This window comes from Pseudomonas sp. PDM13 (assembly GCF_025685765.1).
In the GTDB taxonomy this organism is placed as follows: domain Bacteria; phylum Pseudomonadota; class Gammaproteobacteria; order Pseudomonadales; family Pseudomonadaceae; genus Metapseudomonas; species Metapseudomonas solani.
The window spans coordinates 123,139-140,021 of the sequence record NZ_JAOTQU010000015.1 but is presented as its reverse complement, the minus strand read 5'-3'; the positions used below and the strand labels follow the sequence as shown (position 1 = coordinate 140,021).

1 protein-coding gene (running past one end of the window) is annotated in these 16,883 nt (G+C 68.4%); it reads left to right on the top strand.

The genetic code is table 11. The annotated features are described in order from the left end of the window. Positions 1-16,883: the 3' end of an Ig-like domain-containing protein gene (locus OEJ36_RS16975; protein WP_263402505.1), read on the top strand. It extends 25,999 nt beyond the left edge of the window; the window shows 16,883 of its 42,882 coding nt (coding positions 26,000-42,882); the start codon falls outside the window, past its left edge; the stop codon is at positions 16,881-16,883.

Below are 16,883 nucleotides of genomic sequence, written 5' to 3'. Positions count from 1 at the left end.
CTGGCCGCCTGGTGTCCCTGCAACTGCGCGACGGCGTGCAACAACTGGTGGTCGAACCTCTGAAAGTGGCTGCCGCACCGGCCGTCACCCTGGCCGCCAAGGCCGTGCGCCTGCCCTTCGGCGTGCTGGTGGGCGGCCTGCCTGCCGCAGCCGAAGCCGCCCTCGGCCAGGCCGACCTGAGCCTGCGTGATGGCGCCGACAAGCCCCTGGCCGCCCAGGCCTTCTGGTACCAGGGCGAACTGGACACCTACCTCGGCGAGGCCTTCCCCCAAGGCCGCGCCTGGCTGCTGGCCAACCCGCCAGCCACCCTGCGCCTGGTGCTGCAGGACCACGCCGGTGAGCAGAGCCTGGACCTGGCCGTACCCGCCGCCACCGTGGCCGCCGCCGACCTCGTGCCCGACCAGGGCGCGGTGCTCGTCGCCGGTGCCCGCCTGCCCCTGGCCGCCGCCTTCAACGCCGGCAGCGAAGGCGCGGGCGCCAGCCTGACCCGTGAAGGCCAGGCGCAACCCGCCGTCAACGGCCTGCGCCAGCGCTTCAGCTGGATCGGCCTGCCGGCCAGCGGCGAAGCCCGCTACGGCTGGCAGGACGCCGCCGGTGCCCGCGAGATCGGCCTGTTCACCAAGGCCAACCAATCCACCAGCGCCATCACCCTGAGCGGCGCCGGCAACAACCAGGTGTTCGCCGAAGGCTCCAGCCTGTCCCTGGCCTACCAGGTGGGCGACGTCCCGGCCTGGGTGGAACTCGAACTGCTGAGCTTCAACGGCCAGTCCGTGCAGCGCATCCTCGACGCCGGCCAGCAGGGCCGCTTCAGCCTGCGCCTGCCCCAGGTGGCCGTGCAGGAAAGCTATGTACTGCGCGCCCGTGCCTATTTCGCCGGCGACTTCCACTACAGCGAACAGCAACTGAACCTGCGCGTCGCGCCGGCCCAGCAACTGCCCCAGCCGCAACTCGCCGGCCTGCCGAGCCTGCTGTATGCCGGCAGCCGCGTGGACCTGAGCCTCAACGGCGTGGACGCCGCGCGCTTCCGCATGAGCCTGGAAGCCCTGGACCAGAACGACCGCCTGCTGGCCAGCGGCGCCGGCAGCCTCGGCCTGCGCCTGCCGGCGGGCATCCGCGAACTGCGGGTGCGCGCCCTGATCGACGACGAGCTGGGCAACCGCCAGGAGCAGCGCTGGAGCGCGCCGGTGGTGGACGCCTGGAACCTGCAGAGCGAAAGCGCGCGCCTGCCCTTCGACCTGATGCTGCCCCAGGTGGGCGGCTACTGGCTGGCACGCGGTGCCGAACTGCATGATGCCCAGGGCCTGCGCCAGCGCCTCGACGGCCCCATCGCCGCCATGGACAACCTGCAGCGCTACCTGCTGCTGAGCATCAAGGGCTTCGGCCTGACCCTGCTGGACCCGCAGGACGGCCTGCGCAGCGCCGGCAGCCTGGCCGTGGCCGCGCCCCTAAACCACCTGGCGGTGCAGGGCGAGCGCGTCCTTGGCGCCAGCGGTCGCGACCTCTATTGGTTCGACGCCCTGGGCAGCCAGCTCAAGGCCAGCGGCACCCAGACCCTGGGCGCCGAGGTCCGCCAGCTGCTGGCCCGCGACGACGGCTTCCTGGTGCTCACCGCCGGCCAGGTTCTGCGCCTGTCCAGCAGCGGCCAGGTCATCGCCAGCTTCAGCGGCGAGAACCTGCTGGCCATGGCCCGCAGCGGCGACCAGCTGCAGGTGTCGGACACCGCCGGCCGCCTGTGGCGCCTGGATGCCGCCCTGAAAGGCACCTCCGTACAGCTGGGTGCTGCCGCCAAGCGCCTGTTCGCCCTGCCGGGCCAACTGCTGGCGCTGGCCGACGGCCGCCTGCAACTGATAGACCTGGCCACCCGCCAGCGCATCGCCGACTGGAGCCTGGGTAATGCGCCCGTGGCCGCGGCGCAATGGACCGGCGGCCGCCTCTGGCTGGGCGGCAGCGAAGGCCTGGTGCTGCGTCCGCAGGCCGGTAGCGCCGGCTTCCACCTGCTCCACGACAGCCGCAGCCTGGCCACCCCGACCCGTGGCAGCGTGGAAGACCTGGGCCTGCGTGACGGCCAGGTGCTGGTCGCCGCCGACAACTTCGGCGCCCAGCTGCTGCGCCAGGACGACGCCGGCAGCTGGCAGTCCACCCTGTACCCGAGCCAGGCCTTCACCCAGGCCGCCAGCCAGGTGGCCAGCGCCGGTGACCTGTGGTTCCTCGCCCAGGATCAGCAACAGCAAGTGGTGGCGCTGTCGCGCTCCACCCTGGCGGCCCAGACCGTCTTCGCCCAGACCCCGGTGAACGACCTGGCCATTGCCCGTGGCCAACTGCTGGTGGCCAGCGGCGGCAGCCTGCAGATCGCCCCCCTGGACAACCTGACCAACCCGGCCAGCCGCCGCAGCCTGCTGGTCAACGCCCAGGAAAGCCTGCGCCAGCTGTCGGCCCACGGCAGCCGTGTCGTCGCCCTCAGCGAGAGCGGCCGCGTATTCCTGGTGGACCTGCGCAGCGACGCCCGCCAGCCGGTCAGCGAACTGAGCGCCCAGCTGGGTGGCGAAGTCCGTCAACTGGCCTTCACCGGCGACGCGCTGTTCTACATCTCCGCCGAGCGTGCCTGGCGCTACGACCTGCGCAGCGGCCAGCGCAGCGAACTGCTGGCCGGCGCCAGCGCCAGCCAGCTGTACCTGGGTGGCAACCTGCTGTGGATCGAACAACCTCAGGCCCAGGGCGTGCGCCTGCTGGCCCTGGACCCGGCCAGCGGCCAGGCCATGGCCAACGGCGAGCTGCTGCTCGCCCAGCGCATCAGCGCCCTGGCCGTGGAAAACAACCGCCTGGCCGTCGGCCTCGGCAGCCAGGGCGTGCTGGTCTACGAGCTGCCCTATGGCCTCGGCGCCAGCACCACCTCGCTGCTCGAGCCCCTGGCCGGCAGTCACCTGCAGGCGGCCCAGGCATTGGCCCTCGGCCTGGCCGAAGACGGCCTGCGCGGCGTCGAATTCAGCATCAACGGCCAACCGGCCGGCACCCTCGGCCAGGGCCTTGGCGCGACCCAGCTGCGCCTGCCCGCCAGCCTGCCGGGTGGCCAGTCCATGGAACTGGGCCTGCGCCTGGAAGATGCCTATGGCGTGATCCGCCAGGGCACTGCCCGCGACCTGTTCCTGGAGCCGGGCGACGGCGTGGCCAACCCCTTCAGCATCGCCCTGGTGGCCGATGAACATTCCTGGCTGCCCCTGCCGCTGACCGTCAGCGCCCAGGTGAGCGGTAGCCAGCAGCCCCTGGCCCAGGTGGAATTCCTGGTCGCCGCCGGCAGCAACGGACCCTGGCAGCGCGTCGCCCTGCGCAGCGCCCAGCCCTACCAGGCCAACCTGGCCCTGGACAGCAGCTTCAGCGGCCAGTACCTCAAGGCCCGCGCGGTGGACGTGTTCGGCAACAGCGCCGAATCAGCGGCCAAGCGCTTCTACCGTCACCAGGACACCAAGGCGCCCACCGTGAGCCTCGGTTACCAGGGCAGCGCGGTGTTCAAGGACAACAACCGTGCCGTGCGCGGCTATCCCTTCACCGTCACTGCACAGATGGCGGACGAAGAGGGCGCCCTCGACAAGGCCACGCTGCTGCGCAACGGCCAGGTGGTGGCGGTGGCATTCGGCCAGAACCAGCTGAGCTACCAGGACGCCGCCACCAGCCTTGGCGAGCAGGTCTACAACGTCGAGGTGCGTGACCGCGCCGGCAACGTCAGCAGCGCCGATCTGCGCATCACCGTCATCGACGACGCCTTCCCCGAAGTCAGCAGCCTGAGCCTGCCGGCCGAGGTGATCGAGCGCGGCCGCTTCGACATCCAGCTGGCCGCTCGCGACGACGTCGGCCTGAAGGGCGTCGACCTGCTGTGGAACGGCTTCACCGACCACTACGATGTCACCGGCACCACCCTGAACCGCAGCTTCAGCGTCCAGGACCGCCGTACCGAGCGCGTCGCCAGCAGCGTCAACCAGCCGTTCAAGGTGCGCCTGACCGACAGCCGCGGCCAGGTGAGCGAGTCCCCGGCGCAGAACCTGCGCGTGGTCCGCGACCGCGCGCCGGACGCCACCGCGCTGCAGGTGAGCCTGCCGGCCCGTGGCGTCTACGGTGGCCTGGTCACCCTGCAACTGAACAACCTCAACGCCCTGGACGACACCGGCGGCCTGGGCCTGCGCGTGCTGCAGCTGGTGGGCAGCGAGCGCAAGGAACTGTTCAGCTGCCTGCGCGACGACAGCAGCAACTTCCGTTGCGGCAATGGCGCCTACTGGAACGGCCACAGCCGTGACCTGCGCATGCCCGAAGCCGCGCTGCCGGGCGACGCCTTCCGCGTGCAGGTGGAACTCACCGACCGCATCGGCCAGCAGACCCTCAGCCGCGAATACGCCGTGGCCCTGACCCAGTCGCCGAACCAGCTGCGCTTCAAGGCCGTACAGGGCAGCGACAACCCCGACCAGGCGCGGGTGCAGGAACGTCCGATCTACCGCGTGCAGGTGCTCGACGCCGCCGCGCGCCCGGTGCCGGAGCAGCCGGTGCAATGGCGCCTGCGCCGCCTGGCCGACGGCTATGTGGAAAACCTCGGCACCAGCAACAGCGACAGCGGCGGCTACGCCAGCCTGACCTTCAACGCCGACCGGAGTCTGGGCGACTACCTGCTGTGGGCGGACCTGCCGCAGTTCACCCAGGTGGCCCGTGCCGAGAAGGCCCTCGGCCTGCTCGCCGGCCCGACCCGCAACCTGCTGCTCAGCTACCTGCCGCCGGTGGCGGCGGGCGAGACCCTGACGCTGGACATCCAGTCCCAGGACCTGGTGCTCAACCCGGTCACCGATGACCAGAGCAGCCTGCTGGTGGTGACCCTGCCGGCCGCCGACTACCACGCCCAGCCCGGCGCCGGCATCCAGATCGGCAGCACCACCCTCAACGGCCAGACCGTGGAGCGGGTGCAGGTGACCGTGAAGGACGGCCGTGCGCGGCTGAACCTGCAGGTCGGCCAGAAAGCCGGCCAGTTCAGCCTGCCGCTGTCGAGCAACGGCAACAGCATCCGCTACACCTACGACGCCCGCGGCAACGTCAACTGCTGCTACAGCAACCTCGACCTCACCGTGCTGCCGGCCGTGGCCAGCCACCTGCGCCTGCTCAACGACCAGGGCCGGGTGCAGGACGACGGCGCGGTGCTCACCCGTGGCATCAAGCAGGACGTGCGCCTGCAACTGATGCTGCAGGACCGCTTCGGCAACCCCATCACCCAGGTCGACGGCAAGCCCGCCAACCTGGCGGTCAACGTCCAGGCCAGCGGCTCCGCCCTAGTGGACGGCAAGGCCGGCGGCACCACCGTGCAGCTGAGCGCAGGCCAGGGCTGGATGGCCATCAGCGACGAGGCCTTCGAAGAAGTCACCGTCAGCCTGGCCGGCCCGGTGCAGGCCCTGCCGAACCTGGACCTGACCAGCCGCTTCCGCATCAGCTTCACCGTGCAGCCGCCGGAGGTCATCCGTGGCCTCATCGAGGCCCGCCAGGGCACTGCGCTGCGCGCCTACTTCGACTTCGACGAGCCGGTGCGCCTGGCCAGCGGCGATGCCCTCAAGTTCTTCGAAGGCAACGCGGCCCGTGGCGGCAGCGCCACCCTCAGCAGCGACGGCCGCACCCTGACCTTCGACGCACAGCCTGCTCTGGCGCTGGGCCGTTGCTACCGCTACGACACCACCGGCTCCGGCCTGCGTGGCGTCGCCCGCGACGACCAGGTCCGCGAGCAGGGCGCCGAGCTGTGCGCGCCCCATGCGCTGTTCAGCGTCGCCGGGCCGCTCAAGGTCCTGGCCGGCCAGAGCATCCAGATCCCGCTGACCCTGGCCGACAACGTCAGTTGGTACTACGTCGCCAACGGCCGTGCCGAGCTGGGCGGCGCCAGCCAGGGCTTCGACTGGTCCTCCAGCCGCAGGATCACGGTTCCGGCCCTGTTCGAGGCCGCCAACAGCCCGATCGCCGATGGCGCACTGCTACCCCTGACTCTGAGCGGCACCCTGTCGGGTACGCCGGTCAAGCCGGTGGTGCTGGGCAACGCCCTGAAACTGCAGGTCTTCGACCCGGCCGGTGACTTCGACGGCGACGGCCTGAGCAACAAGCTGGAAATGGAAACCCAGGGCCTCGACCCGGCGCTGCGCGACTCCGACGGCAACGGCATCGACGATGGCGCCGAGGACCTCGACGGCGACGGCCTGACCAACCTGGAAGAAGCCGCCCTGGGCACCAAGCTGCGGGTGGCCGATACCGACGGCGACGGCCTCTCCGACGGCGCCGAAGTGCGCACCCACCACACCGACCCGCTGAAGGTCGACACCGACGAAGACGGCCTGTCCGACGGTGCCGAGGTCAGCAATATCCCGGCGTCCTCGCCGCTGAAGAAAGACACCGACGGCGACGGCATCCCCGACCCGCTCGAACTGCAGATGGGCCTGAACCCCAGCGACCCGGCCGACGGCCAGGCCGACAAGGACAACGACGGCCTGAGCAACGCCCGTGAGGCGCAGCTGGGCACCCTGATCAACAACCCGGACAGCGACGGCGACACCCTGCTGGACGGCGTCGAAGTGGACCAGAAGGGCACCGACCCGCTGAAGGCCGACACCGACGGCGACGGCCTGCGCGACGACGAAGACGCCGAGCCGCTGGTCAAGGACACCCAGGCGCCCCGCGTGGGCCTGGACAATCCGAAGGTCGGCCAGACCCTGATCAAGGGCCTGCGCATGACCCTGGTGCCGACCCTGCAGGACAACGGCCGGGTCACCAAGGTGGCGTTCCGCCTCAACGGCGCCCAGATCGCGCTGGTCAATGCTGCGCCCTTCACCTACAGCCTGAACCTGCCGAGCGACGCCGACAGCCTGCGCCTGGAAATCATCGCCACCGACACCAACAACAACGTCGGCAGCAGTGGCGAGCACAGCTTCGCCCTGGTGCAGGACCCGCTGACCACCGTGATCGGCCGCGTGCTCGACAGCAACGGCCAGCCGGTGGTGGGCGCCCAGCTCGACGTCGGCGGCCAGACCGCGGTCAGCGGCGGCGACGGCAGCTTCGTCATCACCCGCGTGCCGGTGGCTCCGGGCGTGGTCTCGGTCATCGCCAGCGGCCTGCTGGGCAACCAGGCGGTGACCGCCGTCTCCGCGCCCACCGACCCGGTCTGGGGCGGCACCACGGACGTCGGCACCATCACCCTGCAGCAACCGAAGGTGCGGGTGGGCTACTTCAACGCCCGCTTCAACGCCGGCCAGCCCTCCCAGCGGCTGGTCATCGAGCGTGCCGGCTATGAGCCGGTGCAGGTGAACAACCTGGCCACCTTCGACCTGTCGCAGCTCGACATGCTGATGGTGGACAGCTCGCGGGACCACTACGGCAACAGCAGCTACTCCAGCAACCGTGCCAAGGTCTTCGCCTTCGTCGAGAACGGCGGCACGCTGCTGTTCAACGAGAACTACAACACCAGCTCCAACTACGTGCTCGCGGATGTACCCGGGCAGCCCGCCGAATCGGTATGGACAGGTAACTGGATCCGCCTGACGCCGGTGCAGCGCTGGTCCGACGCGAGCGAGAGCCGTATCGGTTCCTGGTGGCCCTACCGCGGCAGGGACTACGCCGGCCACACCTATATGCCGATGGACAAGCTGGCGCCCGGCGCCGTGCCGCTGATGTTCACCGATGCCCGTGCCGACAAGCGCGTGGTCGCCATCCGCTACGCCCATGGTGCCGGCCAGGTGTACTTCGGCTTCTCGCCGACCGAGGCTGGCCGCCCGGGCGATGACGACCCGCTGTTCACCATCTACCACCCGGGCATCCTGGTGATGATGCACGAGCTGACCCTCAAGGACAGCGACAACGACGGCCTCAAGGACGTCTACGAATATGCCAACGGCACCAGCGCCTTCATCGCCGACCGCGATGGCGACGGCCTGCTGGACGGCTTCGAGGTCAAGTACGGCTTCAACCCGCTGGTGGCCGGTGAACAGGACCTGGACAGCGATGGCGACGGCCTGACCAACCTGCGCGAGCAGGAGCTGGGCACCCACCCGCGCCAGGCCGACAGCGACGAGGACGGCCTCACCGACGGCGCCGAGATCAACCAGCACAACAGCGACCCGCTGAGCGAAGACGGCGACTACGACCGCGTGCTCGACGCCCAGGAAGTCCAGTACAAGGCCAATCCGCGCAAGGCCGACAGCGACGACGACGGTATTTCCGACTACGAAGAAATCAACAACTACGGCACCCGTCCGGACCTGGCGGACACCGATGGCGATGGCCTCTCCGACTTCATCGAGCTGAAGGGCCCCTATGCCGACATCCTCAACCCGCGCTACGCCCAGGACGCCAGCCAGGACTATGACAATGACGGCCTGAGCAACAAGCAGGAGCTGCTGGAGACCCTCACCAATCCGAAGGTGGCGGACACCGACGGCGACGGCCTGTCCGATGGTGCCGAAGTCGCCCGTGGCCTGAACCCGCTGGATGCGGACATGGACAAGGACGGCCTGCTCGATGGCGAAGACAGCGCGCCCACCGAGAAGGACACCCAGGCGCCGACCGTGAGCCTGGTCTCCCCGGCGGCCGGCGCCAGCCTGGCCCACGGCCAGCAACTGCGCCTGCGTGCCGATGCCAGCGACGACGGCCGCGTGGCCAGCGTGACCTTCTATGTCAACGGCGTGGCCGTGGCCACCTATGACCGCGCGCCCTACCAGCATGTGATCCGCGTGCCGGGCGTAGGCGCGCAGCTGGATATCGAAGCCAGCGCCCGCGACACCAACGGCAACGAAAGCCGCAGCGGCGTGCGTCGCCTGAGCCTGGTGGACGATTCGGGCACCCAGGTCACCGGTCGCGTGCTGGACGCCAACGGCCAAGCCATGGAAGGCGCCCAGGTGACCCTGATCGACGGCTACGAAGCCGCCCGCATCAAGCCGGTTTCCTACACCCTGGACCAGGGCCTGGACTGCTGGCACTACTGCTACTCCGACGAGTACAGCCGCCAACTGATCGATGGCCAACTGGGCGTAGCCGGCTACGCCGCCAACCTGGGCGCAGGCAATGCCTACGAGTGGCTGGGCTGGAACGACCGCACCATGAACGTCGACTTCGACTTCGGCCGTGTGGTCAGCCTGACCAGCCTCAAGGTCGGCGCGACCCAGAACACCCTCTCGGACTACGTGCTGCCGTCCTTCGACGTGCTGCAGAAAGTCGGCAACGACTGGGTGCCGGTCGGCACGCTGAACACCGCACCGAGCAATGCCAACAACCGCGACCGGATGTCCCTGGACGCCCATGCCCAACTGACCCTGTCCGGGCTGAACATCAACAGCCGCTACGTGCGAGTCAGCTTCCGCGCCAATGGTCCCTGGACCCTGGTGGACGAAGTGGCCTTCAGCAACGGCACTGGCCCGATGCCATCCTCGGCGACCGTTACCAGTGACAGCCAGGGCCGCTTCAGCCTGTCTGCCTCCACCCTGGCGCTGGAACCGCGGGTCAGGGCCGAGGCGCGCTTCGGCAACCAACTGGTTACCGGCACCAGCGAGGTGTTCGAACTCGCCCGTGGCAGCAGCTCCGATATCGGTGACCTGGTGCTGGCCGCCCATGGCCGCACGGCATTCGAGCCGATCGAAGAGCGCCATGTGGCCGCCGCCGAGGAAAGCACCTCGTACAACCGCGAGGTGAACAACACCGTTCGTTGGGACTTCAACAGCTACGGCGGCATCGACAACGGCACCTATTTCAACAACTGGACCTTCAGCGGTGCCCAGTACCTGGTGGTCAATGGCAGCAACTACAACAGCAACACCTACCGCACCCGCCTGGATGGTCGCGAGCTGATCTACCCGGCCAAGCAGCTCGGCAACGTACTGGTCAGCCGCAAGGTTTATGCCCCGGCGAACCAGAATTACGCCCGCTTCATCAGCGTGCTGGAGAACCCCAGCGACCAGCCGGTGACCGTGCCCTTCTATGTGTACGGCCACTTCTACGCGAGTCGCCCGGTGGTGCAGACCTCGTCCGGTGACGCCGGCTTCGACCCGGAAGACAGCTACCTGCTGACCGACGACGCGGCCCCCGAAGGTGGCATGTACGCCGCCGGTGTGGTCATCGGCAGCCCGACTGCGCCCCTGCGCCCGGTTTCCACCTGGCTCAGCGGCAACCAGTACCAAGCCAACTACCAGGTCACCCTGGCTCCGCGCAGCCGCCAGGTGCTGGTGCAGTACCTGGTGCAGGATGCCAGCCGCGAGCGCGTGCGCAGCACCCTGGAGCAACTGGCCAATAGTGATGTCCAGGAACCGAACCTGACCCTCGAAGAGCAGCGCGGCATCGTCAACTGGACCACCCAGGTGGACAGCGACGGCGACGGCCTGGCCGATGCCCTCGAATACCTGCTGGGCCTCGATCCGCTCAAGGCCGACACCGACGGTGACGGCCTGCGTGACGGCTTCGAGCAACGCTATGGTTTCGCGCCCAAGCTCGCCAATGGCGAGGCTATCGAGGACAGCGACGGCGACGGCCTGACCAACCTGCAGGAGCAGGAAGCCGGCAGCCACCCGCGCGTGGCCGATACCGACGGCGACGGGCTCACCGACGGCGCCGAGGTGCTGGTGCATCATTCCAGCCCGCTGACCCGCGACACCGACCTGGACCGCATCCTCGATCCGGACGAGATCGCCCGTGGCACCCGTCCGGACCTGGCCGACACCGATGGCGACGGCCTCAGCGACTACGCCGAGATCAACAATCACGGCACCGATCCGCTCAAGGCGGACAGCGACGACGATGGCCTGCCCGACAAGTACGAGGTGGATAACAACCTGCTCAACGTCAGTGCCCAGGACGACACCGACGGCGACGGCCTGAGCAACCTGGCCGAATTCCAGGCCGGCACCTCGCCGCGCGACGTCGATACCGACGACGACGAGCTGCTGGACGGCTGGGAAGTGCTGGGCACGCCGCCGAGCGATCCGCTCAAGGCGGACGGCGACAACGGCGGCCGCCGCGACATCAACGAACGCTTCGTCGATGGCACCGATCCCAAGGTCGCAGGTGACGATCGCGCGAACATCAACGGCTATCGCACCGCCAAGGACGAGAACAACCGCGACTGGAACTTCTATTACGGTGGCGAGCTGCGCTCGACCACCGGCTCCGCCGTGGACTCGAGCTACTGGGCCAACCGGCTGTTCATCAACGGCGACCGCTACGGTTACTCCTACAACCATGCCATCAGCAGCGCCAACGGCCGCGAGTACCACTACGAAGGGCGCCGCATGGGCAACCTGGTGGTCAGCCGCCGCGTACTGGTTCCCAGCGTGGGCGGTGCCTATGCCCGCTACCTGGAGATCCTCGACAACCCGAGCGGCACCGAGCAGGTGGTTACCCTGCGCCTGCAGTCCTACTACGGCGCCAACGACGCCCAGACCGCCATCGTCACCAGCAGTGGCGACGACCAACTGACCACTGCCGATGACTACCTGGCGCTGCGCGACACCGCCACGCCGACCCGTCCGGTGCTGCTGCAGGTGCTGGGCGGCAACGACAACCGTCGCCAGGGCACCAGCCTGGTCAGCCGCAACGGCCGTCAATGGCTGGCGGAGTACCAGGTGCGCATCCCGGCGGGCGAACGCCGCGTGGTCATGCACTTCTCCACCCTCGAAGGCTCGGCCGACGCCGCGATGCTCACCGGCGCCCGCCTGCGCAGTCTCAAGGGCCTGGGCCTGGACAACCTGGACCCGACCCTGGCCGGCAAGGTGGTGAACTTCTTCGCCTTCTACGACCAGGACGAAGATGGCCTGAGCGATGCCGACGAAGCGCGTCTGGGCACCGACCCGGCCAACCCGGACAGCGACCACGACGGTATTCCGGACGGCAAGGACAGCGAGCCGCTGGTGCCCGACGCCACCGCGCCCAACGTCACCATCCAGCCCCTGGAGCCGGCACGTCGCTACGGTGGCGAATCGCTGGACCTGACCGCGCTGATCAGCGACAACGGCCTGGTGGCCAAGGTCGAACTGCTGCAGGACGGCCTGCTGCGCGAGACCCGCACCAGCGGCGGCACCCAGACCTTCACCGTGATCCTGCCGAACCAGGACAGCACCCTGTTGCAGGTTCGTGCCACCGACAGCAACGGCAACGTGCGCACCGCGGACCTGACCGTGGCGGTCGCCACCGTGCCCGAGCTGGAGGTTTCCGGCCGGGTGCAGGACGTGCTGGGCAAAGGTATCGCCGGCGCCCTGGTGCGGGTGAAGGGTATCGAGGCCACCACCGACGCCCAGGGCCACTACCAGCTTCAGGTGCTGACCACCGACACCGCGCTGAAGGTCCAGGCCACCGCGCTGTTCGGCAAGCAACCCATGTTCGCCCAGGTGCTGGCGCAGGTGCCGGTGGACTCGGAAGACGTTCGCGTCGAGCCGCTGGTGCTCAAGGCCCTGCCTCGCCAGGTCCGTGACCCCATCACCGACGCGGAGCTGAGCTACGAGGGCAACACCGGCTTCACCTACAACCTCTACAACGGCTACCGCTGGGACATCCAGGGCAACGGCGGGATCAACGACGGCACCAGCGACGCCTATGACAATGGCCAGTACCTGATCGTCAACGGGCAGGGCTTCCCCGCACTCAGCCAGGGCCTACTGCGCCTGGCCGGCCGCGAAGTGACGCTGCCTGCGCAGGTCATGAGTGGCGGCGTGCTCAAGGTCAGCCGCAGTGTCTACGTACCGGAGAGCGGCAGCTACGCGCGCTTCATCGAGCGGATCGAGAACACCAGCGACCAGGCACTGACCATCCCGGTGCAGATCGGCGGCAACCTCGGTTCCGACAGTTCCACCTACACCATCGCCACCTCCAGCGGCGACCAGGCCTTCACCACGGCCGACAATTGGCTGCTGACCGACGACGGCAGCAATGGCGGTGGCGACCCGGCCGTGGGCCTGCTGTTCAGCAGCGCCAGCGCCAAGGTGCGCCCGGCCTTCGTGATGCGCAGCGCCGACGACTACGCGGTGACGTACAACCTGACGCTCAAGCCCCACAGCCGCCAGGTGCTGATGCACTACGCCGTGCAGAACTACAGCCGTGCCGAAGCCGAGCGCGTGCTGCGGCAGCTGGCGTCGGCCACCTTCGAAGACGTCGGCGTGACCCAGGAAGAGGTTCAGGACCTGGTCAACCTCAGCGACCTGGTGGACTCCGACAACGATGGCATGCCGGATGCCGACGAGATTCCGCTGGGCCTCGACCCGGAAAACCCGGACGTCGATGGCGACGGCATCCCGGATGGCCGCGACCCCGAGCCGAGCGTGCCCGATACCCAGGCGCCCGCCGTGAGCATCGCCCACAGCGAAGGCCCGTTCTACCCGGGCGACCCGATCAACCTGACCCTGGACGTGCAGGATGCCGGCATCGTCGGCGACGTCGAACTGCTCATGGATGGCGAGCAGCAGGCCGTGTTCAGTGGCGCCGGCTCGCACTCGCTGCAACTGACCCTGCCGGGCGAAGGCACCGTGCGCTTCGAGGCCCGCGCCACCGACAGCAACCACAACGTCGGTCGCCAGACCCTGGAGCTCGACGTGGTGGCAGTACCGCCGAGCAGCATCGCCGGTCGCGTGGTCAACGAACTGGGCGTGCCCCTGGCGGATGTCCAGGTCAGCCTTAGCCGCAACCAGGATCAGGGCGGCGAAGTCCCGGCGTTCATGGCGCGCCTGCTGGGCGACTCCAGCACCGTGACCACGGGTGCCGATGGCCGCTTCCTCTTCGAGGACCTGAACCGCCGCGAGAATGCACAGTGGCTGATCAAGCTCGACAAGGACGTGCTCGGCTACCCGGTGCATGCCGAACAGGGCGTGCAGCTGAACATCGATGGGCCTTACGACGCCGGTGATGTGATGCTGGGTGGCGAGGACAACTACGTCGAGCCCCTGAGCGGCGACCTCGGCCAGCGTTACGACGACCCCAACACCCAGCTCGACCTGCAATTGCCCGCTGACTTCGCCTTCGCCGACAAGGCGCTGACGATCCGTGTGCATGACCAGCAGGTGGAGATCGGCGGTAGCAACGGCATCCAGGACATTCCGCTGCAGCGCCTGGTGGAGAACGACCAGGGCAGCCAGGCCTTCCACCTGGCCACGCTGCCGGACCGCCTGGTCCTCACCTGGACCGACTGGGGTCGCGAGGGCGTGAGCAGCGACGAACTGGTAGACGTGCAGACCGTGATCCACCGTGACGGCCGCATCGAAAACCGTTACTACAAGCTGCCGCTCAATGGCTGGCACTGCGGCCTGCAGACTCGTACCCGCTTCGCCCATGGCGAGTGGTACGGCGCCGTGGATTCGCAGAACCTGCCCAGTGTGAATGGCCGTCTGGTCTACCCGGACTACGCCATCCAGCAGAGCGGCTACTGCAACTTCGACCTGCATGGCTACACCGTCACCTACGTGCCCACGGCCGAAGGCAACTACCGAATGGACGTCGACCGCCTGCCGGGCCACGCGGACACTGACGGCGATGGCCTCTCGGACATCCGCGAGACTCTGCTGGGTACTCGCCTGGACGTGATCGACAGCGACAACGACGGCTTGGACGATTACTTCGAGCTGAACTACGGCCCGGCGCCGCTGGAAGCCAACCCGGAAGCGGCCGGTGACGACTGGGACGATGACGGCCTGACCAACCTGGAAGAGCAGGAGCACGGCACCAACCCCTACAGCTCCGACACCGACGGTGACGGCCTATCGGATGCCGATGAGGTGCGCCTGCACCACACCGACCCGACCCGCGAGGACACTGACGGCGACTGGCTGAACGACCGCGAAGAGGTGGAGAACAACGCCGACCCGCTGAAGGCGGACACCGACGGCGATGGCCTCAACGATTACCAGGAGGTGCGCCAGTACGGCACCCGCCCCGATAAGCGCGACAGCGACGACGACGGCATGGAGGACCCCTTCGAAGTCGAGTACGGCATGGATGGCACCAGCCCGGATGGCGACGAGGACGGCGACGGCCTGAGCAACATCGAGGAATTCCGCCAGGGCACCCACCCGCGCCTGCTGGACGGCGACGGTGACGGCCTGCCCGACAAGCTGGAGCTGGAGCTGGGCCTGTCGCCGAACAAATTCGACAGCGATGGCGGCGGCCGTGGCGACGGTGACGAGCTGTTCGCGGACGGCACCGACCCCGAGAACCGTGCCGACGACCGCCTCCCGCTGGGCCAAGGCGATTCCCCCTCCATGCAAATGGAGGCCGGCCTGAGCCTGTTCGTCGAGCAGAATGGCCGCGTGCGCATCCAGCGTACCGATGAGTCCGGCAACATCGGCGTGGAATATGCCCTGGAGCTCGAAGGCCTCGGCAACTCGCAGGCAGGGGTGGCGGCGCGTGTGCAGGCCGCACCGCTGCAGCCCCAGCTCTATAGCCGCATGGGCGACGAGCCGATCTGGCGCTCGCCGCTGAAGGCGGTGGACGCGGGCCTGGTGGTCAGCCGCGAGTACTACGCGCCGGCTACCGGCCGCAGCTTCCTGCGGGTGCTGGACCGGTACTACAACGTCAGCGGCCAGGCCCGGACCATTGCCCCGATCCTCAACTCTCGCCCGCACTACTGGGGGCCGGGCAACCTGCAGCAAACCTCCAGCGGCGATGACCAGCTCAGTGCCGATGACAGCTGGCTGAGCCTGCGCAAGCGGACTTATGGAGAGCAGGGCGACGTACCGGGCCCGATTTCCACCGTGCATGTCTTTGCTGACCAGGCCGGGCGCGCCTCGCTCAACAGCGACGAGCTGTACAGCGATGCCTACTACAGCTGGCGCATCGGTTATCGCTTCGAGATACCCGCCAACGAGCACCGCGTGGTGATGTCGTTCCTGGCCGTGGAAAACGCCGAAGCCGGCGCCCAGGACATGGCCAGCGTGCTTCAGGGCCTGGGCGAGAACGCGCTCAAGGGCATCTCCACCGCCGATCGCGAGCGCCTCGTCAACTTCACGCCCTGCCGTGACGATGACCTGGACCTGCTGTGCAACGCCGCCGAAGCCCAACACGGCTCCAGCGACGGCAACCCGGACAGCGATGGCGACGGTTTCGACGATGCCCTGGAAGTGCAGGTGGGCAGCGACCCGAGCGACCCTGCGTCCCTGCCGGAATTCGAGGTCTACGGGCTGGAAGATGCCGATGGCATGGAAACCAGCCGCGTGCTGAAGCAGTCCGGCTTCACCGGGCCGATGACGATGGCCGGCGACCTCAATGGCTGGTATGTCAGCCTGGACGTGGATAACAACGGCGAACTCTGGACGGCGACCTCAGGCTCTTCGGAAGGCTTCGGCTACGAGGCGTATGAGCTGCCCTCCCTGACGCGGCTCGACGACAACGCCTGGGCCAGCCCCAGCGGGCAGCTGCTGGACGATGCCCGGGGCAACCTGGCCTATATGCTCATGTCCGAGAACATCGATGACCAGGATTTCCTCACGCTGAGCCAGCTCCGTCGTACCTCCTGGGGCCAGAACGAGGTGCAGGTCCTCTCCCAGCACGAGGCGGACCTCCGTTGCGGCGCCGGCCTGGCCCAGTGGCAGGGCGAGCCCCTGTTGCTGAACGGCTGCTCACTGAGCCGCCTGAGTGCGAACAATGGTTGGGTGACCCTGGCCGAGCTGACCTTCGGCGATGGCTTCGGCAGTGCCCCGAAAGTGCTCTCCATGGACGACATGCCCCAGGCCGGCGGCGCCATGCTGCTGGTGGAGGATGAAGTGGACGGTAATGTGCGGCGCAGCCTCGGCTTCGTCGACCTGAAGACCGGGCAGGTGAAACGCCTGGGTGACGTACCGATCGGCGTGAAGGCGATCTCGGTGAAGTTCAAGGGCTTCCAGAATCAGCCGAAATGGCCAATTGATATCGTTCCTACATGA